Source organism: Labedella gwakjiensis (assembly GCF_003014675.1).
Taxonomy (GTDB): Bacteria; Actinomycetota; Actinomycetes; order Actinomycetales; family Microbacteriaceae; genus Labedella; species Labedella gwakjiensis.
Map to the genome: position 1 here is coordinate 1960542 of NZ_PYAU01000001.1, position 20690 is coordinate 1981231.

Here is a 20690-nt window from a genome sequence, read left to right on the forward strand (position 1 = left end):
GGGACGGTGAGGTCACTCGACGGCGGAGAGGAGCGCGTCGAGGGCGTCGCCACTCGCGCCGTCCGCGGTGTTGTCGAGGAGCATGTGGTGCGCTCCGCGCCACGCGCACTCGGCGGCCTGGGCGGTGGCCCAGAACTCGTCCCAGTGCTCGAGCTTCCAGGCGTCGCGGTCGTACCCGCGGCTCTCGACCCGCTGCTTCACCCGGTTTCCGTCGACGGTCACGTGGACGACGACGATCTGGACATCGGCGGGCCAGTCGTTTTCGCGGGCGGCGTCCTCGAGGTAGGAGGCGCGCGGGAAGTACCGCACGAAGGGGGCGTCGAGCACGACGGAGTTCCCGAGCCGGAGGTTGTCGCCCGCGAGCCGCAGCAGCGTGCGGTACTCCAGGTCCATGACGACGCCCTGGTAGTACTCGTTGTTGTCGCGTTCGTTCTTGTCGGTGCCCGCGAGCTCGAGGAGGGCCTCCGTGAAGAACGTCGCGACGGAGTCCTTGTCGAGGTAGGCGGCGCTGGTACGGTGCGCGATCTGCTTGCTCACCGTGGACTTGCCGGACCCGGCCGGGCCGATCACGAAAAACAGGGTGGGGGTCATCGTCGGGTCCCTTTCCTCTCGACCATGGGTTCCTCTCGAGCCTGGGGACGGGGTCCGTGTGACCGGACCCCGTCCGATGTCAGGCTGCGGCCTTCTCCACGGGTTCCCTCACGAAGAGACCGTACGACAGGGCGCCCACGAGAAGCAGGACGCCGCCGATGAGGAACACGAAGGTGTAATTGCCGTCGGTCGCCGTGAGGATCGCACCCGTGACGACGGGTGCGACGGCCGCTCCGATGAAGCCACCGAAGTTCTGGATGGCGCCGAGCGACGCCACCTGGTTCGACGGGGCGATGTCGGATGCGAGCGTCCAGAGGCAGCCGATCGGCACCTGCGAGGCGAAGTAGCCGACGGAGAGCAGTGCGATCGCGAGGGGCGTGTTGTCGACGTACGCCACGGGGAGAACGGCCGCCGCGGCGAGGAGCGCGCCGCCCACGATCGGGATCTTGCGGGCGAGCACGGTCTTGACGCCGCGCTTCACGAGTCGGCTCGACAGCCAGCCTCCGAAGATCACGCCGACGATGCCGCACAGGAAGGGGAGCGACGCGAGCCAGCCGCTGTCCGCGAGGCTGAATCCGCGGGCGGTCTGCAGGTAGCTCGGGAGCCAGGTGAGGTAGACCCACACGGTGTAGAAGATGCCGAACGCGCCGATGATCATGAACCAGGTGTTGCGGTGGGCGAACAGCTGGCCCCAGCGCACCTTCTCTACGGACGCGATGACGCGCGCCTCGGCTTCGGCGCCCTTGATGAGCGACTGCTCCTTGAGCGTCGGGTCGCGGTAGATCCGCACCCACACGAGCGCGATCACGATGCCGAGCACGCCGACGATGAGGAACATCCCGCGCCAGCTCATGGTGAGGAGGAGGAAGGTGAGGAGCGGCGGTGCGATCGCGTTGGCGATCTGCGAACCGGTGTTGACGAGCGAGACGGGCAGGGCGCGCTCCGACTTGTTGAACCACCGCTCGTTGACCTTGAGCGCCGAGGTGAAGAACGGCGACTCGGCGATTCCGAGCGCCACGCGGGCGGCGTAGAGGAAGCCGAAGGAGTTCGCGGCGGCCGTGATCATGGTGACGAGCGACCATCCGCCGGCGGCGAAGGCGAACATCTTCTTCGGGCCGAACTTGTCCACGAGGTACCCGGCCGGCAGGTTCGCGATCGCGTACGGCCAGGAGAACGCCGAGAGCAGCAGGCCCATCTGGAAGGCGTCGAGGCTGAACTCCTCGGCGATCGTCGTGTTCGCCACGCTCAGCGTGCTGCGGTCGATGTAGTTGACGACGCCACCGAGGATGAGGAACCCGACGAGGAACCAGCGGATCCTCACGGTCTTGCGTTCGGCGGCGGTGAGGACGGGGGCCTCCACGTGGGTCTGGCTCACGGCAGTGCACTCCTTTGTGTGCTGAGACGGCGAGGGGGAACTCGTCGGTGTCCGGTGTTTCAGGTCGGGTGTCCCCGAGGGGACGGTGGCAGGCGGAACGGGTGGTGCGGTCTTTGGCCCTAGTGGCGGGCGGCGGCGATGGCGGCGAGGAACGTCTTCGCGGCCTCGGTCACGCGGGTGTAGTCGCCGTCGACACGGGCGGCCTTCGTGACGTAGCTGCCGATGCCCACGGCGGTCACGCCGGCGGCGAACCAGGACCCCACGTTCTCGGGCGTGGCGCCGCCGGCCGGGAGGATGGGCGCCTGGGGCAGCGGTGCCATGACGGTCTTGACGTACTCGGGTCCGGCGTTCTCCGTGGGGAACAGCTTCACGATGTCGGCGCCGGCCTCCATCGTCTGCACGATCTCGGTGGGCGTGAACGCGCCGCTCACGGAGACGGCCTGGTAGCGGTTGGCCGTGGCGATCATCTCGGGGTTGAGGTTGGGGCTCACGAGGATCCGCGCGCCGGCCTGGATGCACGCGAACGCGGCCTGCGGGTCGAGCACCGTGCCGGCGCCGATCGCGACGCCGTCGTGGGCGTACTCGTCGGAGAGCGTGCGGATCACGCCGAGTGCGTCGGGCACGGAGAGGGTGATCTCGAGGGCGCGGAAGCCGCCGGCGATCGCCGCGCGGGAGACGGCGAGAGCCTCTTCCGCGCTGTCGAGGCGGACGATGAGGATGGCGCCGGTCCGGACGATGTTGTCGAGGACCTCGAATTTGCTTAACATTTGTGCATCACGTTAGCACTTTGTTTAACATTTCAACACACCGATCTCGTGATGATGTGAAACCCCGTTACGCTGAGCGGGTGGCGACCAGTGCACCTCTCATCCCGGAACAGCGGCATCAGGAGGTCATCCGCCTGCTGCGCAGCGCCGGGGTCCTCAGCATCCGCCACCTCGTCGAGCTGCTCGGCGTCTCGCACATGACCGTCCGTCGCGACATCGCCGTCCTCGAGGCGGCCGGCCAGGTCGTCTCGGTCCAGGGAGGCGTGCGCCTGAGCGAGTGGACGGGCATCGAACCGCCGCGCGAGCGCGCCGCGCGGGCCATGCTCGAACTGCCGCGCAAGCGCGCGATCGCCGAACGCGCCGCCGAGCTCATCGAGGACGACATGGTCGTGTTCCTCGACGCGGGCACCACGTGTGAAGCGCTCGTGCCGTTCCTCACGGCCCGTCGCGGGATCACGGTCGTGACGAACGACTTCTTCGTGATCACGACCCTCTTCGACTACCCGGCGGTCGAAGCGATCCACACCGGCGGCACCGTGGACATCGCGAGCGGATCGGCGACGGGGGCGCTCGCCGCGGCGCCGCTCGCGTCCATCAGTCTCGACATCGCGTTCCTCAGCACGGGCACGTGGGACTTGATCCACGGCGTCACGGCGTCGAAGACCGACCAGGTGCTCCTCAAGCGAGCCGCGATGGAGGCCGCGTCGTCCACGGTGCTCCTCTCCGACAGCACGAAGTTCGGCACATTCGAGCGGTTCAAGGTGGCCCCGCTCGACACCCTCGACGTCATCGTGACCGACGACGGACTCCCGGAGGAGGGGCGCTCGGCCGTCACCGACCTGGGCGTGGACCTCCGCATCACCGCGAGCTCCGGCCGCTGACGGGCGGGCCGCAGCGGCGCTTCCCGACGTGCTGAGGGGGGTCCACCTCATCGAGGGTGTCGGTGGTCTCGGTTAGCCTTAATCGATGCTCTCTCGCGTCTTCCGAACTGCGTTCACGTCCGTCGCCGTTCTCGGGGTGGTCGTGCTCGCGGGCTGCACCACCACGGCAGCGGAGCCCGAAGTGGATGCGGCGGTCGTCACGATCCAGCCGGCCGAGGGCACCACGTCGGTGATCGACGCCGACGCCGCGACGCGGGCGATCGAGACCAGCCGGCTGCTCGTCGAGTCCGCTCCAGCGGTCGTCGTCGCCGAGCCGGGAGAGGATGACGCGATCCTGCTCGCGGCGCAGGCCGCCGTCGGACTCGGTGTGCCGCTTCTGCTCGACGAACCCGCGTCGTCCGGCGCCAGTGCGTCGCCGACGGTGGAATCGACCGACACGGCGACGCCCACGGGAACGCCGGCTCCGTCACCGCTGCTCGATGAGATCGACCGTCTCGGCGCCGCCACCGTCGTGGCCGTCGGAGATGTGGATGGCGATCGGTTCGGCGACCTCGACATGGTCGCGAGCGCCGCCGATGCCGCGGCCGTGCGCGATGCCACCGGCGTCGACGTGTCGGACGACGCCGAGAGGCTCACCGCGTCGGCGATCGCAGACCTCCCGGCCCCGGAGCCGTCCGCCTCGACCGCCTCGGCGTCGGCTTCGGCTGCGCCGCTCGACCCGATGCCCGAGCCGGCACAGCCCGTCGAATCGACCATCGCGCTCAGTACCGATGCGGCCGGTGACGCCGCGTCGCTCGCGACGGCCAGGGCTGTGGGAGTCCCCGTCGCCGTGCTCCCGGCGGACGACGCCGACCCGCTCCGCTCGTCCGCGGCGATCACCGCGCTGCACGACGCGGCGGCCCACTCCACTCTCCTCCTCGGCGAGGCCTTCGGCGAGTTGCCCGATCCGGACTACTCCGTGCGCGCCGCCGCCACGGGCGTCGAACTGCCGGGTGGCGGGCAGCACCTCTTCGCCGATCGCCTCTTCGTCGCGCTCTACGGGGCGCCTGATGCTCCCGTGCTCGGCGTGCTCGGCGAGCAGGACGTGACCGCCACGATCGAGCGCGCGAAGAAGACCGCCGCGCCGTACGACGGCCTCACGGACCGCACCGTCGTGCCGACGCTCGAAGTGATCGCCACCGTCGCTGCCGGTGCGGCCGGGGGCGACGGCAACTTCTCGAACGAGCTGCCCTCCGACCGGCTCGAGCCGTACATCGACGCGGCGGCGGAGGCCGGGATGTACGTGGTACTCGACCTGCAGCCGGGCCGCACCGACTTCCTCACCCAGGCGAAGCTGTACGAGAAGCTGCTCGCCAAGCCCAACGTGGGTCTCGCGCTCGACCCCGAGTGGCGTCTCGAGCCCGACCAGGTGCACCTCCGGCAGATCGGTTCGGTGTCCGCCGACGAGATCAACTCCGTCTCCGACTGGCTCGCCGACCTCGTGAACCGCGAGAGCCTGCCGCCGAAGATGCTCGTGCTGCACCAGTTCCGCCTGGACATGATCGAGAACCGGCAGGACGTGGACATGTCCCACCCGGAGCTCGAGCTCCTCATCCACGCGGACGGCCAGGGCAGCCAACCCGACAAGCAGGCCACGTGGCGTGCCCTCCACGGCGGTGCCCCTGAGGGGATGGCGTGGGGCTGGAAGAACTTCTACGACGAGGACACCCCGATGCTCAGCCCCGAGCAGACGATGCGTGAGGTGACCCCGGAGGTCGACCTCGTCACCTACCAGTAGCGGGGCGGGCACGTGCACCCTGTCTCCGTGGTGTCACCGGTGATACCATGGTCTGATGGCGATGACACTCAGGCTCACAGACTCCGAGACCGATGCGCTTCGGCGCCGGGCCGAGTTCGAGTCGCGGTCGATGCAGGACGTCGCGCGTGAAGCGGTGCGCGAGTATGTCGAGAGGCACAGCCACGACGATCTGATCGACCGGGTGCTCGATGAGGAACTGCCCCGATACGCGGAGGCGCTCGACCGGCTCGCCCAGTGATCTATCTGTCTCTGCGTGACCTCCAGCGGATCGCCGAGCGGTCGATCGGACCGGATGTGAGCGTTCGGGACTACGGCCTCCTCGAGTCAGCGTGTGCCCGGCCTCAGACCACCGTGATGGGAGACGACGCGTATCCGACGCTGCCGGAGAAGGCCGCGGCCCTGGTCCATTCGCTCGCCAAGAACCACCCGCTCATCGACGGGAACAAGCGGCTCACCCTGGCCGGTCTCATCGTGTTCCTCGGGATCAACGGGCGCCGCCTCACCTGGTCGAACGACGAGGCGTACGACTTCGTGATGGACGTGGCCGAGGGGCGGGTGGACGACGTGCAGACGATCGCGCGCCGGATCGAAGCGGGGAGCGCCGAGCGCTGAGCAGAGCCTGCGCCGAGCCTGTCGGGGCACCGAAACGGGTCGCTCCTGTCTCGGGTCTGCACCCGTCGGCGGCTTCAGGGGCCGTGTGATCCCGTTCGCCCGGCGCTCACCGGTCGGTCTTGTCCCACGCAGCCGTCGGCGGCAGTCCTCGGGAGGCGCGCTCCTCGTTCAGGAGCTCCTCGACGATCGCCGTCTTGCGTCGCGTGTAGTCCTGCCCGGTTTGCGCGGCGGCGGATGCCTCGAGCTTCACCGCCCGGTACCTCTCTCGGGCGGAAGCCTCGTGGAGGAGCTTGTCGCGGAACAGTCGCTGGTTGCAGGTCTCCCACTCACCCGTGGTGAAGGCGTGGAGGATGTGCGTCCGCGTTGCGGCGGTGTGCCGGACGTAGACGCCGTGGGTGCGCGGCCCGGAACGGTGCTGCTCGTATCCGAGCTCCGCGATCGACGATTCGAGGTCGAACGGGTCGACACCGGGCAGCGTGCGCGCGGCGAGGTCGATGATGGGCTTCGCCTCGAGATCCGGTACGGCGGTGCTGCCGATGTGCTCGATGAGATCGACGCGGCCCGTGAGACGGTCGAGCAGTGAAGCGGCCTCCCGCTCGAACTCGTCCGCCCACTCGGAGCGGTACGGCACGATCTCGATCATCCATCGCAGCCTACGTGCTCGTCGTGAGGGCCGCGGCCTCCAGTCGTGGTGGCGGCGAACGACGTCGAGGGAGCAGGATGAGCGCATGACGACGCTCAGGGTGCACAATCTCGCGGTCTCGCTGGACGGGTTCGGCACGGGCGAAGGACAGTCGCTCGAGACGCCCTTCGGGCACGCCCAGCACCGGCTCATGCAGTGGTTCCTCCCCACGCACGCCTTCGTGAGCATGACGGGTCATGACGACGAGTCCGTCGGTTCGGGTACACGCGGGGTCGACGACGCCTTCGCCGCGGCGACCTCCCAGGGCATCGGCGCGGAGATCATGGGCCGCAACAAGTTCGGTCCCCAGCGTGGTCCGTGGGAGGACGAGTCCTGGCGCGGCTGGTGGGGCGAGGAGCCGCCGTTCCATTCGCCGGTCGTCGTGTTGACGCACCACTCTCGCCCCGATCTCGAGGTGGGGGAGACGACGTTCCTCTTCCGAGACCTCCCGCCGCACGAGGCGCTGGCGCTCGCAACCGAGCAAGCCGGTGGTCTCGACGTGCGGCTGGGCGGCGGGCCCACGGTGGTGCGCGACTTCCTCGCCGCCGACCTCGTCGATCACCTCCACATCGTGGTGGTGCCGATCCTGCTCGGTCGCGGCGAGAGGGTGTGGGACGGTCTCGAGGGTCTCGAGGACCGCTTCGACGTCGAGGCGACGAGCTCGCCCTCCGGGGTCGTGCACTACGTCTTCACGCGCAGGCCGCGCTGAGCCGATCCGACCCCGAGGGCACGCCGCTCGGGGGATGCCGATCTCCGTCCGGCGGCGGAGGCCCCGCCGTGTGCCGCCCGCAAGACTGAGGGGGAGAGGCGCGAACGGATCCCGCCCCTCGCGAAGGGCCGGGTGGGACGGGCGATGACCGCAGCGGAGAACGTGATCGTGGTCGATACGGTCACCAAGTCATACGGCGACCGTCGTGTCCTCGCGGACGTCTCGTTCACCGTCGCACGGGGTGAGATCCTCGGGCTCCTCGGTCCCAACGGTGCGGGGAAATCGACACTGCTCGAGGCGATCGTGGGGCTGCGGTCCGTCGGCTCGGGAACGATCCGGGTCCTCGGCGTCGACCCGGCGCGCGATCGAGACGCGATCACATCGCAGGTCGCGGTGCAGCCGCAGGCGGCGAGCCTCCTCGAGACGCTCACCGTGCGCGAGATGCTCCGTCTCTACGCCTCCTTCCACCGCGCCCCGGCGGAGGTCGACGACGTGATCGCACGGCTCGGTCTCACCGAGCAGACCGACGTCCGAGCACGCGATCTCTCCGGCGGCCAGGTGCGGCGCCTCCTCATCGGCACCGCCCTCGTGGGGCGCCCGTCGATGGTCGTCCTCGATGAACCGTCCGCCGGCCTCGACCCGCAGAGCAAACGACGGCTCTTCGACGTGATCCGCGACATCCGCGACGAGGGCGCGACGGTGCTCCTCTCCACGCACGACATGGCGGAGGCCACGGAACTCTGCGACCGGGTCGCGATCCTCGTGGCCGGTCGCATCCACGCCCTCGACAGGCCTGATGTGCTCGCCGAGCGCCACTCCGCCGACTCGGTGGTGTCGTTCGTCGTCCCGCTGGGTGCGGACCTGTCGGTCGTCGCGGACTCTGTAGGCGACGACGCGGTGACCGTGTCCGAGACCGCCACGGCGGCCCGCGTCTCGGTGCGCACGGGCGATCCGGATGCGCTCGTGCGCCTCCTGACGTTCTCGGGACCGGCGCGCGCTCGCCGGCTGAGCGTCACGAACGGCACTCTCGAGGACTACTTCCTCGACCTCGTGACGGAGCACCAGCCGGCCACGGCCCCGACCACGAGAGGAGACGGACGGTGACGACGACAGGCACTCGCGCCGCGCGATCGACCCCCCGATCGCCGTTCGTGGAACTCAGCATCGCGAACGCGAGAGAGCTCATCCGCAACAGGAAGGGGTCGATCTCGATCCTCTTCATGTTCGGCTTCCTCTTCGTCCTGATCGCGCTGATCGACGCGGCGATGCCGGGGCTCGGGATCCTTCGGACGAACCTCGCCACGATCGCGACGATCGGGTTCATGGCGATCACGTTCCTCGGGACGGCCGTGCCGATCGTGACGCTCCGCGAGCGAGGAACGCTCCGTCTCTTCGGGACGACTCCCGTGCGGAAGGGCGTCTTCATCGCCGCTCAGACCCCGGTGCGCCTCGTCGCGGGTGTCGTGGTCGCCGCGATCGTCACCGGGACGGCCGTCGCGATGGGCTCGATCGAGGCGTTCGGGCTCATCCGTCTGCTCGTGACCTTCGCGCTGGGTCTCGCGATGTTCTTCGCGTTCGCGTACCTGCTCGCCTCGCGGTCGCGGAACGCGGAGCTCGTCAACAACGTGGCCGTGATGCTGCCGATCGCGGCGATGTTCGCCTCGGGCGACGTGTTCCCCCGCGAGGTCATCCCGCAGCCCGTCGCGGTCGTGCTCGAGGCCCTGCCGACCACGTGGTTCGTCCGCGCCGCAGCGGCCGACCTGTCGGGGGTCGCCCCCTCGACCCCCGTGCCGATCCTCTGGGCCATGATGGCCGCGGTGACCGCCGTCGCGGCGGTCCTCGCTGCACGACTCTTCGTCTGGGACGACCGCGACCGCTGAGTCTGGGCCGGGGGAACGGTACCCATGTCGTCGGCGGAGGCCGAGTCGTAGAGTCGCTCATATCGAGGGAATGGAGCGGAACGTGGATGGATCCGGCTGGGTCATCGGGGGCGTCGTGGCGATCCTGCTCGTCCTCTTCCTCTACAACGCGGCCGTAGGAGGTTCGCGAAAGCGGCGGAGTCGTCGGGGCGGCTCGTCCGGCAGCGATGCGGGCCTCTACACCGGTACGTATGTCTCATCGGACAGCGGGAGCACGCATCACGGCGGCTGGTGGGGCGGCGACGGCGGCAGCAGCGAAGGCGGCGGAGGAGACAGCGGCGGTGGCGGTGGCGACGGTGGTGGCGGAGGAGGAGGCGACTAGCGGCGCTTCACGGGCCAGCGGAGCGCCGCGATGATCCGGCGCTGCGCCCGCGTCACGCGGAGTCCCGACGGACGAGCGTGGTGGGCACAATGTTGGCGTGCGGCACGTCGGGTTCCCCGCGCAGCAGGCGGAGCAGCACGTCGACGGTCGTCGCGCCCATGAGCTCGGACGGCTGGCTCACGGTCGTGAGGCCCACCTCGCCCCAGGTCGCGGCCGGACTGTCGTCGTACCCCACGATCGCGACGTCCTCCGGAACGCGGATCCCGCGGGTCGCGAGCGCTCCGAGCGCCCCCGTCGCCATGAGGTCCGACGCCACGAAGAGGCCGTCGATGTCGGGGTGGGTGTCGAGGAGCCGACGCATCGCCTCGGCTCCACCCGGAGCCGTGAAGTTGCCGTGGCCCACAGCGTCCGAGGGCAGCCCGGCGTCATCGAGGGCGGCGCGGAAGCCGGCGAGCCGGTCGACGCCCGCGGACATGTCCTCCGGTCCCGCGATCGTCGCGATGCGGCGCCGCCCCAGGCCGATCAGGTGCTCCGTGGCGAGTCGACCACCGGCGACGTTGTCGACATCGACGTAGTACGGGTCGGTGCTGATCCCGGCCTCCGGGCGTCCGCCGAACACCACGGGCACGGCTCCCTCGAGCTGCGCGAGGAACTCGTGGCCGCTGTGGTGGGAGACCACGATCGCGCCGTCGACGTTGCCTCCGCGCACGTAGCGTACGGCCTTCCGGTCGGGATCGTCCCGCGCGACGACGAGGTTGAGTACGTACTCGCTGTCGGCGAGCCGACGGTCGAGGCCTGTCGTGAAACTCGCGAAGTACGGGTCGCCGAAGAACCGCGACACCTCCTCGGGCACGAGCAGGGCGATCGAGTGCGTGCGGCTCGAGGCGAGCGATCGCGCCGCCCGGTTGGGCACGTAGCCGAGCTCGGCGATGGCCTTCTGCACGGCCTCGACGACCTCGCCCCGCACGCGCGGAGAGCCGTTCACGACGCGGCTCACGGTGGCGCGCGAGACGCCCGCCGCCTCGGCGACGGCCTCGAGCGTCGGTGCGTGGTGCCCCGCGATGGTGTTCACGTGGATCGACCCGGTCCGTCGACTACGGCTGCGCCGGCAGCGCGCGGTCGGCGATGATGCGCGCGTACGACAGTCCGGAGTCCTTCACGATGCGCTCCTGGGTGTCGTAGTCCACGCGCACGATGCCGAAGCGCTTGTGGTAGCCCCACGCCCACTCGTAGTTGTCGAGCAACGACCAGTAGAAGTAGCCGCGCACGTCCACTCCGTCGTCGATCGCGTCGAGGATGGCACCGAGGTGTCCGGCGAGGAATCGCGTCCGCCCCTCGTCGTGCACGGCACCGTCGACGAGCTCGTCGTCGAACGCCGCGCCGTTCTCCGTGACCCACACCGCGGTGCCCGCCGGGCCGGTGTACTCCTCGTCGACGTGCACGAGGAGGTCGCGGAGCAGCCACGGCTCGATCTCCCAGCCCATCGACGTGGTCTCGAGGTCCTGCGGCTGCCAGTACACGTTCTCCGCGGCCGGGAACGGGGAGCGGATGGGGCGCTCGGTCGGCGCCTGACCGCCCGTCTCGACGAGCGGCCTCGTAGACGTGACATGCTCGCCGTGGTAGTAGTTCACACCGAGGGCATCGATGGGCGTCGAGATGATGTCGAGGTCGCCGTCCTTCACGTACGACTCGAAATTGTTCCCCTCGACGTCGGCCACGACGTCGGCCGGGTAGACGCCGTGGAAGATCGGTTCGAGGAAGAAGCGGTTGAACTGACCGTCGATGCGACGGGCCGCATCCACGTCGCCCTCGTTCTCGGGGTCCACGGGCGCCGCGACCGTCAGGTTGAGCGTGATGCCGATCTCGAGCGCGGGGTCGGCCTCGCGCAGCGACTGCACGGCGAGGCCGTGGCCGAGGAGGAGGTGGTGCGCGGCGGCGAGCCCGTCCTCCACCGATTGGCGCCCGGGGGCGTGGGCGCCGGCGGTGTACGAGAGGAAGGAGGAGCACCACGGCTCGTTCAGGGTCGTCCAGACGCCGACGCGGTCACCGAGAGCCTCGTGAACCGTCATCGCGTAGTCGCGGAACGCCTCGGAGGTGTCGCGGTTGGTCCAGCCGCCGCGCTCCTCGAGCGCCTGCGGCAGGTCCCAGTGGTAGAGCGTGAGCCACGGCTTGATCCCGGCGCCGAGCAGTTCGTCGACGAGGCGTGAATAGAAGTCGAGCCCCTTCGGGTTGGCCGGGCCTCCGTCGGGACGCACGCGCGACCACGAGGTGGAGAAGCGGTACGTCTGCAGCCCGAGGTCCTTCATGAGCGCGACGTCGTCACGGTAGCGGTGGTAGTGGTCGGTCGCGACGTCGCCGTTGTGGCCGTCGATGACCGCGCCGGGCACGCGGCTGAACGCATCCCAGATGGAGTCGGTGCGCCCGTCCTCGTGGGCCGCTCCCTCGATCTGGTAGGCGGCGGTGGCTGCGCCGAAGAGGAAATGGTCGGGGAATCGGCGGGCGTCGTCGCTCATGGGTGCTCCAGCGGTCGGTAAGGTTCGCGAGAAGCCTACCGCGCGGGAGAGCGCTCTCATGGGACGGCAGGGTCCTCCGAGTCGCCTCGCAGTCGCTCTCCAGGCGGGCGAGGATGTTCGTCGAATTCTTCCGGAACCCGCGTCATGAATTCCACGCGAGCGCATCTCATCGGATAGAAGCTCACCCGAAGAGACGAGGCCATCATGCTCACCGACACCATCGACATCCACGACACCATCGAATCCGACGCCATCGAGTTCGCCGGCATCTCGGCGGTCGACGTCGACTTCGACGCGCTCTGGGAGACCGAGCAGAAGGCTGACCGCCTTCTCTGCCGCCTCCCCGCGGAGACGATCGGCTACCTGGGCGACGACTTCCCGTGGGCCGTCACCGACGAGGACGTGCGCATCGCTCGACTCGCGCTCAGCAGCGAGCGCCTCGGCGCGATCCTCCTCGGCCGCGAGCTGGCGCGAGTGATCGACGGCAGCCGCGAGTCCCTCGCGGCCTGACCTCTTCCTACTCCGCGATGAACCGGATCGCGAGAGGGAAGCGGAACACCTCGCCCTTCGACGCCTTCACGGTGCCGACGATGGTGACCACCACGTGCACCAGCCCGAGCACGAGCCACAGCGAGATCGGGATGAACGGCAGCGCGGTGAGGGAGCTCGGTCCGTTCGTCGAGCCGTCGTTGGAGACGATCATCGCGAAGACGATCGCGAGGCCGATGAACACCACCGTGAGGATCGCGTAGGTCAGTCCCCAGTTCGCGGCGTTGCGCGCGTTGGCGCGCGCGATCGGACCACGCTTCTTGTGCGTGGGGTAGACGCCGGCCATGATCAGGCCCGTCACGAACTGCGCGAAGAATGGGATCGGGATGTAGGCGAGGAACCCGAGCGCCCACGCGCCCGTGCCCTTGAATCCGGGCGGCGGGATCTCCCGACCGGCAGTCGGCTGTATCCCGTTCGGTTGTGGCTGCTGCCAGGGCTGCTGCGGTGCAGGGGGCGGGGGTGTGCTCACGGGGATGTCCTTCCGGGATCTCCCCCAAGTCTACGGGCGCGGATCCGTAGTGGACAGTGACGCTATCCGATAGCTACGCTATCTGCATGCGCATCTCGGAACTCAGCCGTCTTTCGGGCGTGAGTGTCGCCTCGATCAAGTACTACATCCGCGAGGGCGTGCTCGCGCCGGGCGAATCCGACGGCCCCAACCGAGCGACCTACGGTGACGCGCACCTGGCGCGCCTGCGTCTCATCCGCGGCCTGATCGATTCCGCGGGTGTGAGCGTCGCCGGAGTGAAGGCCATCACCGCAGCGCTCGACGCGGGCATCCCCGTCAACGAGGCGTTCGGTGTCGCGCAGTCCGCCGTTCCGCTCACGGGCTCGAGCGGCGGAGGGGCGCCGTCGACGGGGGCCACGGATCAGGTGCGTCGCGTGATCCACTCCGAGATGGTCGGCCACCCGGCCGCCGACGTGGCGGCGAACGCCCTCGACACGTTCGTGGCGGCCGGCGAGCCCATCAGCTCGGCGTGGTTGGAGCGCTACGCGGAAGCGGCCGCCATGGTCGCGAGCGCCGACTTCGACGAACTCGAACGCCGTCCCGACCCGGCGTCCCAAGCGCGTCTCGTCGCCGTCGGCACGGCCCTCGGCGACGTCGTCTTCCAGTCCCTGCGGCGCATCGCGCAGGCGACCGAGGGGGAGCGTCGCTTCCCCACGCCCCCGTCGTTCCGTGCCTCCGAACAGGAGAACCCCTCGTGACCCGTCTCGCCCCGTCCCGCTCCACCCGCTCTCGTCTCGATCCGCCTGCGGCATCGCCGCCCCCGCCCGTCGTGTGGTCGGCCGCGCGTCTCCATCGTCCGCTGCTCGCACTGGCCATCGCCTCGGCGGTCTTCGCCGTGGTCTGCGTCGTCGGCCTCGTCGTCGACCCGCGCGAGATCCTCGGTCAGCCCGCCTGGGCGAAGCCGCTCAAGTTCGCCCTCTCGATCGCCCTTTACGCCGTGACTCTCGCGTGGATGATCGGCCTGGCCTCGCGTGCTCGGCGTCTGCTCTCGCTCCTCGGGGGTGTCGTCGTGGTGGCGCTCCTCCTCGAGATGGTCGTGATCGTGGGGGCTGTGCTCTCGAACACGACGAGCCACTTCAACGTCTCGACGCCGCTCGCGACGGCCGCGTGGGCTCTCATGGCGGTGTCGATCGTCGTGGTGTGGCTCGTCACCGTCGTCGTCGCCGTGGTCCTCTTCCGGGCGCCGCTGGGCGACCCTGCACGATCGCTCGCCATCCGCGCCGGTCTCGTGATCGGGCTCATCGGGATGGGACTCGCGTTCCTCATGACGAGTCCCACGTCGGAGCAGCTGAACGACTTCCAGGGCGTCGCCGGTGCGCACGCCGTCGGTGTCGCGGACGGCGGTGCCGGACTTCCGCTCCTCGGGTGGAGCACCGAGGGCGGCGACCTGCGGGTGCCGCACTTCATCGGGATGCATGCGCTGCAGGCGCTCCCGCTCCTCGTGATCGGGCTCGAACTGCTCGCCGGCCGCGTGCCGGTCCTGCGCCTCGGTGCCGTCCGTTTCCGACTCGTGCTCACGGCCGCTGTCGGTATCGCCGGACTCGTGGCGATCGTGACGTGGCAGGCGCTGCGCGGGCAGTCGATCGTGGCGCCGGATACGTCGACCATCGCGGTGACCGTCGGTCTCGTGGTCGCGGTGGTCGCCGGTGTCGTCGTCTCGCTGGCCCGGGGCGCAGGACGGGCGGATTCGCCCGACGGCGGAATGCCCGCCGCCGGTACCGAGGCGGGGGTCCGGCGATGAGCGCCGAGGTCGGGGCCGGGACTGCCCGAGCCCGCTGGACGCCCCGCGCCCTCCTCTACCTGGCGCTCGCGATCGTCGGACTCGTGGGCACGTGGACCTACAACGTGATCGCGATCCTCGAGGAGCGCGACTTCCTCGGCGACTGGTTCCAGGGCGGCCCGGCGGTGTCGTCGCTCACGACCGATCTACTCGTGGTGGCGGTGGCCGCGGTGATCTTCATGATCGTCGAGGGCCGCCGGCTCCGGATGAAACGGATCTGGCTCTTCGTCCTCGCCGCCCCGCTCGTCGCCCTCGCCTTCGCGTTCCCCCTCTTCCTCGCGTTCCGCGAGCGCGCCCTGTCGGCGCGAGGCGAGAGCCGGCAGCCTTGACCGCCTGAGGCCGCCTACGTTCCGTGAGCCGGCTGAGGGATGAGGCGGGTGAAGGACGGCCGCGAAGCGACCGGCCGTCACCCGTCGGTCCGCTCAGCGGGTGAGGGAGATCGCGGTCCACGAGATCGGCGGAAGATCGATGACGACCTCGCCGTCCTCGATCCGGATCGACTCGTTCGTCGCGAGCCCGACGCGCTCCGGGTTCTCGAGGGTGTTCACGGCGTAGGGATCGTCGTCCGAAAGCGTCTGAGCCGTCGCCTCGGAGACGGTGCCGAACTCACCGAGCGGAATCGCCAGGCGCACACTCTCCGTCTGCGACCGGTTCACCACGAACACGCTCGCCCGTCCCAGCTCCTCGTCCACCGTCGTGACCGCGTCGACGAGCGGAGCGTCACCGAACTCCTTCGTCTCGTACGTGTCGCAGTCGACGCGAGTGGGAACGCTCTCGCCCGTCGCGAGCGCCGACGTGACGGCGAACGGGAAGAAGGTCGTCTGCTTCCACGCGATGCCACCGGGTTCGGTCATGATCGGCGCGATCACGTTGACGAGCTGCGCGAGCGACGCACTCGTCACGCGGTCCGCGCGACGGAGGAGCGAGATGAGCAGGTTGCCCACCACCACGGCGTCCGCCACGGTGTAGGCGTCCTCGAGAAGTCGCGGTGCGACCGGCCAGTTGTCGATGCCCTCGATCTTGTCGACCGTCTCGTAGCGGGCGATGTCCCACACGTTCCACTCGTCGAAGGAGATGTTCACGACGTGGTCGCTGCGCTTCACGGCCTTCACGTGATCGATCGTGGTGACGACGTCGTCGATGAAGGTGTCCATGTCGATCGCTGAGGCGAGGAAACTGCCGAGGTCGCCGTCCTTCTCCGCGTAATAGGCGTGGCAGGAGATGTAGTCGACGTCGTCGTAGGCGTGGTTCAGGACGACCCTCTCCCACTCGCCGAACGTCGCCATGCCGCGACCGGACGACCCGCACACGACGAGTTCGAGCGACGGGTCGAGCATGCGCATGCCCTTCGCCGTCTGCGCGGCGAGCTTGCCGTAGTCGTCGGCGGAGCGGTGGCCCAGCTGCCACGGGCCGTCCATCTCGTTGCCGAGGCACCACATCTTCACGCCGAAGGGCGAGGTGCGTCCGTTGGCGACGCGCCTGTCGGCGAGGGCCGAGCCCGCTGCGACGTTCGAGTACTCGAGGAGATCGATGGCCTCCAGGGTGCCGCGGGTTCCGAGGTTCACGGCGAGCATGAGCTCGCTGCCGACGTCGTCCAGCCATGACGCGAACTCGTGGAGGCCGACCTCGTTGGTCTCCGTCGAGTGCCAGGCGAGGTCGAGGCGCTTCGGACGCTCCTCTTTCGGACCGACGCTGTCTTCCCAGCGGAAGCCGGACACGAAGTTGCCGCCGGGGTAGCGGATGGCGCTCACGCCCAGCTCGCGGACCAGATCCTTCACGTCCTCGCGGAAGCCGTCGGCGTCGGCCGTGGGGTGCCCGGGCTCGTGGAGTCCGTCGTAGACGGCGCGTCCCAAGTGCTCGATGAACGAGCCGAAGACGCGTCGGTTCACGGCGCCCACGGGACGGCGAGGGTCGAAGATCAGTCGTGCGTTGGCCATGTGCGTCTCCCGGTTACATCGTTGTAATCCCACCTTAGGAGGTCCGGAAGGATTCCGGGAGGGTGAATCGCTGGGTGGTTCCGTCCCCAGGCCGCCGTGGCTGTCGGGGTGCTCACCGGGTCGGCCCGTACCATGGAGGAACCCCAGATCTTTGAGGATGAGCCCGTCGTGACCGCACCACTTTCCATTCGCGCCCGTCGATCGACCCTCCTCGCGGGAGCGGTCGCCGTCGTGGCCGGGCTGGTGCTGTCGGGCTGCACCACGGCGCCGGAGCCGAAGGCCTACCAACCGGTCTCGGTCGAAGCGAGCCTCGTCGCCGACGTCGACGCGCCCGAGGGCCCGGTGAGCGGCGGAGGCGAGATCGCCATCACGGGCATCGGACTGTCGGAGGTCACCGAGGTGCTCGTGGGCGACAGGCCCGCCACCGATGTCACCGTGGTGGACGACACGCGGGTCACAGCCGCCGTCCCGCGCACGGCCGACTACCAGCCGACGACCGCCGATATCACGGTGTTCGTGGGCGACCAGCAGGTTCCCGCGCTGGGGACGAGCACCTACACCTATTCGGCCCTCACCCCGGTCGACAAGCAGCTCGGCTACGCACTCACCCACTGGGAGAACTACAACACGGCGTACGGCGACTACAACCCGTCGGGCGGCGACTGCGCCAACTTCGTCTCGCAGACGCTGCTGGCCCGTGGGTGGCAGATGAACTCCACCTGGTCGAGCAGCAACGGTCAGGGAACGCGCGCGTGGGTCTACGCCCCCGCCCTCGAGGACTGGCTCCAGAGCGACACGAGTCTCGGTCTCACGAAGCTCGACGACACCCAGCGCGACAAGTTGAAGGTGGGCGACATCGCCTTCTTCGACTGGAACTTCAACGGCAATCCCGACCACGTCATGATCGTGTCCGACATCGTCCAGGGCGAGAACGGTCTGGAGATCAAGGTGGCCGGCCACAACGAGAACCGCGACTTCCGCGACGTCGACGACGCCATCACCATCGACCACCCGGATTCGACGGTCTGGTACTACTCGGTCCCCTGACCTCCTCGCCCCCTCACCCCAAAAAGATTGCGATACGGCACCAAATTTCGGGCCGTATCGCAATCTTTTTGGGGTGGGGTGGGGTGGGGTGGGGTGGGGTGGGTCAGGCGATGGCGGCGTCGACGATCTGCTTCGCCTCGGCCTGGACCTGCTTCAGGTGCTCCGGGCCCTTGAACGACTCGGCGTAGATCTTGTAGACGTCCTCCGTGCCGGACGGGCGAGCCGCGAACCACGCGTTCTCCGTCACGACCTTGAGCCCGCCGACGGCCGCGCCGTTGCCCGGAGCGGCCGAGAGCTTCGCGATGATCGGCTCGCCCGCGAGCTCCGTCGCGGTGATCGCATCGCCGTCGAGCTTGCCGAGCTTCGCCTTCTGCTCCTTCGAGGCCGCCGCGTCGATCCGCTCGTACGCCGGCGTTCCGAACTGCTCGGTGAGTTCCGTGTAGAGCTGCGACGGGGTCTTGCCGGTCTTCGCGGTGATCTCCGACGCGAGCAGGCACAGCAGGATGCCGTCCTTGTCGGTGGTCCACACGGTGCCGTCGAAACGGAGGAAGCTCGCACCGGCGCTCTCCTCGCCGCCGAAGCCGACGGAACCGTCGACGAGGCCGGGCACGAACCACTTGAAGCCCACCGGGACCTCCCACAGGCGGCGCCCGAGCGACTCGGCTACCCGATCGATCATGCTCGACGAGACGAGCGTCTTGCCGATCGCGGCGTCGTCCTTCCAGTCGGGGCGATTGGCGTAGAGGTACTGGATGGCGACAGCCAGGTAGTGGTTGGGGTTCATGAGGCCGCCGTCTGGCGTCACGATGCCGTGACGGTCCGCGTCCGCGTCGTTACCGGTGAGGATGTCGTACTCGTCGCGGTGGGCGAGCACCGACGACATCGCGTTGGCCGACGACGGATCCATACGGATCTTGCCGTCCCAGTCGAGCGTCATGAAGCGCCACGTGGGGTCGACGTCGGGGTTCACGACGGTGAGGTCGAGGCCATAGGTGTCGGCGATCGCCTGCCAGTAGTGCACGCTCGCGCCGCCGAGCGGGTCGGCGCCGATGTGCAGGCCGGCGGCACGGATGGCGTCCACGTCGATGATGTTGGCGAGGTCGTTCACGTAGGCGGTGCGGAAGTCGTACGTCTCGACGGCGGACGGCTCCGCCTCCTTCACGTCGCGGAGGCCGTCGGCGATGAGCTCGTTCGCTCGGTTCGCGATCCACGACGTGGCGTCGGAGTCGGCGGGTCCACCGTGCGGCGGGTTGTACTTGAAGCCGCCGTCCTGCGGCGGGTTGTGGCTCGGCGTCACGACGATGCCGTCGGCCTCGTCGTCGTGGCCGGCGTTGTTGTAGGCGAGGATCGCGTGGCTGAGTGCCGGCGTGGGCACGAAGTCGTCGAACTCGTCGACGAGCACGCGCACGCCGTTGCCGACGAGCACCTCGAGGGCCGTCGTGAGTGCTGGACGGCTCAATGCATGGGTGTCGGCGCCGATGAAGAGGGGGCCGGTGATGCCCTGGCCCGCGCGGTACTCCACGATCGCCTGGGTGGTCGCGGCGATGTGGTCCTCGTTGAACGAGGTCGACAGGGAGGAGCCGCGGTGGCCGCTCGTGCCGAAGACGACGCGCTGCTCGGGCACGGAGACGTCCGGCTTGAGCGAGTAGTAGGCCTCGTGCAGAGCGTCGAGGTCGACGAGATCGGATTCGGTTGCGGGTGTTCCGGCGCGGTCGGTCATGCGCTCATTCTGGCAGGGCCGCCCGATGCGCGACCAGAGGTTGCCGAGTGGACTGGGGAGGGCCACCTGTCCGCGATCGGATATGCCCGCGGGGGGCCGTCGCTGGGAGGATCTGTGCATGACCGATGCGCCCGTCGTACTCCGCCTGTCCGCCTTCGCCGCCGCTCCGACGGGAGGGAACCCGGCAGGAGTCGTCCTCGTGGCCGGCGAGCTCGACGCCGCAGCGATGCAGCGGATCGCCGCCGAGGTCGGCTACGCCGAGACGGCCTTCGTCACGGCCTCGTCTGCGGGCGACGGGCCACGGCGACACTCGCTCCGGTACTTCTCGCCGATCGCCGAGGTGCCGTTCTGCGGTCACGCGACCGTGGCGACGGCCGTCGCGCTCGCGCAGCGTGACGGTGCGGGGGTCCTGGCCTTCGACACTCCCGTCGGCGAGGTGCTCATCGACACCCGAGAGGTGGACGGGGTGGTCTGGGCCTCGTTCACGAGCGTGGAACCGTGGGTCGGTCCGATGGGGGACGACGTGCTCGACCGACTGCTCGACCTGCTCGGCGTCGGGCGCGACGACGTGCGTCGCGACCTGCCGCCGCGCATCGCCTTCGCCGGCAACCGTCACCCCGTGCTCGTCTTCGCGGACGCCGCCACGTTCGACGACTTCCGATTCGACCCGAACGACATGCGGACGCTCATGGACGAGCAGGGCTGGACGGGCACGGTGACGACGGCCGTCGAGACGGCGTCGGGTGAGTTCGAGACGCGCAACCTCTTCCCCGTCGGCACGATCACGGAGGACCCGGCCACCGGATCGGCCGCCGCCGCGCTCGGCGCCTACGTCCGGGAACACAGGGCCATCGAGGTGCCGGGTCGCATGGTCGTGCACCAGGGGAGGCACGTGGGGCGCCCGAGCGTCCTCCTCGTCGACGTCCCCGCCTCCGGCGGGATCGTGGTCATGGGAACGGCGACGCCGATCGCGGTCTGAT

General features: G+C 69.3%; 23 protein-coding genes. 14 read left to right on the top strand and 9 right to left on the bottom strand.

The genetic code is table 11. From position 1 onward, the window contains the following. Positions 1-12: 12 nt before the first annotated feature. The 3 genes from CLV49_RS09265 to CLV49_RS09275 form a co-directional block, all read right to left on the bottom strand. Positions 13-591: a P-loop nucleotide/nucleoside kinase family protein gene (locus CLV49_RS09265; RefSeq protein WP_106563292.1), complete on the bottom strand. Its 579-nt coding sequence runs from the start codon at positions 589-591 to the stop codon at positions 13-15. Positions 592-670: 79 nt separating this feature from the next. Continuing rightward, positions 671-1966 (bottom strand): MFS transporter, encoded by a 1296-nt coding sequence (locus CLV49_RS09270; protein ID WP_106563293.1) that lies wholly within the window; start codon positions 1964-1966, stop codon positions 671-673. Positions 1967-2085: 119 nt separating this feature from the next. Next, complete coding sequence (locus CLV49_RS09275) at positions 2086-2733, bottom strand: bifunctional 4-hydroxy-2-oxoglutarate aldolase/2-dehydro-3-deoxy-phosphogluconate aldolase (RefSeq protein ID WP_106563294.1); 648 nt, start codon at positions 2731-2733, stop codon at positions 2086-2088. 80 nt (positions 2734-2813) lie between these two features. Here CLV49_RS09275 and CLV49_RS09280 point away from each other — a divergent pair, with 80 nt between their 5' ends. The 4 genes from CLV49_RS09280 (at position 2814) to CLV49_RS09295 (ending at position 6024) form a co-directional block, all read left to right on the top strand. Further along, a complete protein-coding gene (locus tag CLV49_RS09280) occupies positions 2814-3614 on the top strand; it encodes a DeoR/GlpR family DNA-binding transcription regulator (protein ID WP_106563295.1) in 801 nt (266 codons plus the stop codon). Positions 3615-3699: 85 nt separating this feature from the next. After that, positions 3700-5391, top strand: coding sequence for a hypothetical protein (locus CLV49_RS09285; protein WP_106563296.1), 1692 nt, complete (start codon positions 3700-3702; stop codon positions 5389-5391). Positions 5392-5446: 55 nt separating this feature from the next. After that, positions 5447-5650, top strand: coding sequence for a ribbon-helix-helix protein, CopG family (locus tag CLV49_RS09290; protein WP_208019801.1), 204 nt, complete (start codon positions 5447-5449; stop codon positions 5648-5650). Then, complete coding sequence (locus CLV49_RS09295) at positions 5647-6024, top strand: type II toxin-antitoxin system death-on-curing family toxin (protein WP_106563297.1); 378 nt, start codon at positions 5647-5649, stop codon at positions 6022-6024. Before CLV49_RS09290 ends, CLV49_RS09295 begins: the two co-directional genes overlap by 4 nt. 106 nt (positions 6025-6130) lie before the next feature. On the opposite strand, the gene CLV49_RS09300 is transcribed toward CLV49_RS09295, so the two are convergent. Continuing rightward, the gene (locus tag CLV49_RS09300; RefSeq protein ID WP_158261940.1) at positions 6131-6667 is read right to left on the bottom strand and encodes a GrpB family protein; all 537 of its coding nucleotides are present in this window, start codon (positions 6665-6667) and stop codon (positions 6131-6133) included. An 85-nt stretch (positions 6668-6752) separates the two neighbouring features. On the opposite strand from CLV49_RS09300, the gene CLV49_RS09305 reads away from it, so the two are divergent. From CLV49_RS09305 to CLV49_RS09320, 4 genes are all read left to right on the top strand, one after another. Next, positions 6753-7415: a dihydrofolate reductase family protein gene (locus CLV49_RS09305; RefSeq protein WP_106564991.1), complete on the top strand. Its 663-nt coding sequence runs from the start codon at positions 6753-6755 to the stop codon at positions 7413-7415. A 144-nt stretch (positions 7416-7559) separates the two neighbouring features. Continuing rightward, on the top strand, positions 7560-8519 hold the full coding sequence (locus CLV49_RS09310) for an ABC transporter ATP-binding protein (RefSeq protein ID WP_106563298.1): 960 nt from the start codon (positions 7560-7562) through the stop codon (positions 8517-8519). Continuing rightward, the gene (locus CLV49_RS09315; protein WP_106563299.1) at positions 8516-9295 is read left to right on the top strand and encodes an ABC transporter permease; all 780 of its coding nucleotides are present in this window, start codon (positions 8516-8518) and stop codon (positions 9293-9295) included. Before CLV49_RS09310 ends, CLV49_RS09315 begins: the two co-directional genes overlap by 4 nt. A gap of 70 nt (positions 9296-9365) precedes the next feature. Continuing rightward, positions 9366-9656, top strand: a complete 291-nt coding sequence (locus CLV49_RS09320) for a hypothetical protein (RefSeq protein WP_106563300.1) — start codon at positions 9366-9368, stop codon at positions 9654-9656. Between the two features lie 52 nt (positions 9657-9708). Here CLV49_RS09320 and CLV49_RS09325 read toward each other — a convergent pair whose 3' ends face one another. Next, complete coding sequence (locus tag CLV49_RS09325) at positions 9709-10734, bottom strand: LacI family DNA-binding transcriptional regulator (RefSeq protein WP_424978751.1); 1026 nt, start codon at positions 10732-10734, stop codon at positions 9709-9711. 16 nt (positions 10735-10750) lie between these two features. Continuing rightward, complete coding sequence (locus CLV49_RS09330; RefSeq protein WP_106563302.1) at positions 10751-12169, bottom strand: GH1 family beta-glucosidase; 1419 nt, start codon at positions 12167-12169, stop codon at positions 10751-10753. A gap of 204 nt (positions 12170-12373) precedes the next feature. Here CLV49_RS09330 and CLV49_RS09335 point away from each other — a divergent pair, with 204 nt between their 5' ends. After that, entirely contained in the window at positions 12374-12679 is a 306-nt protein-coding gene (locus tag CLV49_RS09335; protein WP_106563303.1) for a hypothetical protein, read from the top strand. Between the two features lie 7 nt (positions 12680-12686). Here the strand turns inward: CLV49_RS09335 and CLV49_RS09340 are convergent, their stop codons facing one another. After that, on the bottom strand, positions 12687-13187 hold the full coding sequence (locus CLV49_RS09340) for a magnetosome magnetite crystal formation protein family (RefSeq protein ID WP_106563304.1): 501 nt from the start codon (positions 13185-13187) through the stop codon (positions 12687-12689). Positions 13188-13273: 86 nt separating this feature from the next. On the opposite strand from CLV49_RS09340, the gene CLV49_RS09345 reads away from it, so the two are divergent. Genes CLV49_RS09345 through CLV49_RS09355 form a run of 3 tightly spaced genes read left to right on the top strand, consistent with a single transcriptional unit; the run spans position 13274 to position 15335 of the window. Further along, positions 13274-13924 (top strand): MerR family transcriptional regulator, encoded by a 651-nt coding sequence (locus CLV49_RS09345; protein WP_106563305.1) that lies wholly within the window; start codon positions 13274-13276, stop codon positions 13922-13924. Then, on the top strand, positions 13921-14967 hold the full coding sequence (locus CLV49_RS09350) for a hypothetical protein (RefSeq protein WP_127054354.1): 1047 nt from the start codon (positions 13921-13923) through the stop codon (positions 14965-14967). Before CLV49_RS09345 ends, CLV49_RS09350 begins: the two co-directional genes overlap by 4 nt. Further along, positions 14964-15335 carry a DUF2834 domain-containing protein gene (locus tag CLV49_RS09355; RefSeq protein ID WP_106563307.1) on the top strand — a complete coding sequence of 124 codons (372 nt, stop codon included), beginning with the start codon at positions 14964-14966 and terminating at the stop codon, positions 15333-15335. Before CLV49_RS09350 ends, CLV49_RS09355 begins: the two co-directional genes overlap by 4 nt. 93 nt (positions 15336-15428) lie before the next feature. Here the strand turns inward: CLV49_RS09355 and arfA are convergent, their stop codons facing one another. After that, positions 15429-16943, bottom strand: a complete 1515-nt coding sequence (gene arfA / locus CLV49_RS09360) for an arabinosylfuranosidase ArfA (protein ID WP_106563308.1) — start codon at positions 16941-16943, stop codon at positions 15429-15431. A 168-nt stretch (positions 16944-17111) separates the two neighbouring features. On the opposite strand from arfA, the gene CLV49_RS09365 reads away from it, so the two are divergent. Further along, entirely contained in the window at positions 17112-17990 is an 879-nt protein-coding gene (locus CLV49_RS09365) for an amidase domain-containing protein (protein ID WP_243696630.1), read from the top strand. Positions 17991-18093: 103 nt separating this feature from the next. On the opposite strand, the gene pgm is transcribed toward CLV49_RS09365, so the two are convergent. Beyond that, positions 18094-19710 carry a phosphoglucomutase (alpha-D-glucose-1,6-bisphosphate-dependent) gene (gene pgm / locus CLV49_RS09370; protein ID WP_106563309.1) on the bottom strand — a complete coding sequence of 539 codons (1617 nt, stop codon included), beginning with the start codon at positions 19708-19710 and terminating at the stop codon, positions 18094-18096. 118 nt (positions 19711-19828) lie between these two features. On the opposite strand from pgm, the gene CLV49_RS09375 reads away from it, so the two are divergent. Next, complete coding sequence (locus tag CLV49_RS09375; RefSeq protein WP_106563310.1) at positions 19829-20689, top strand: PhzF family phenazine biosynthesis protein; 861 nt, start codon at positions 19829-19831, stop codon at positions 20687-20689. The last annotated feature ends 1 nt before the right edge of the window (position 20690 follow it).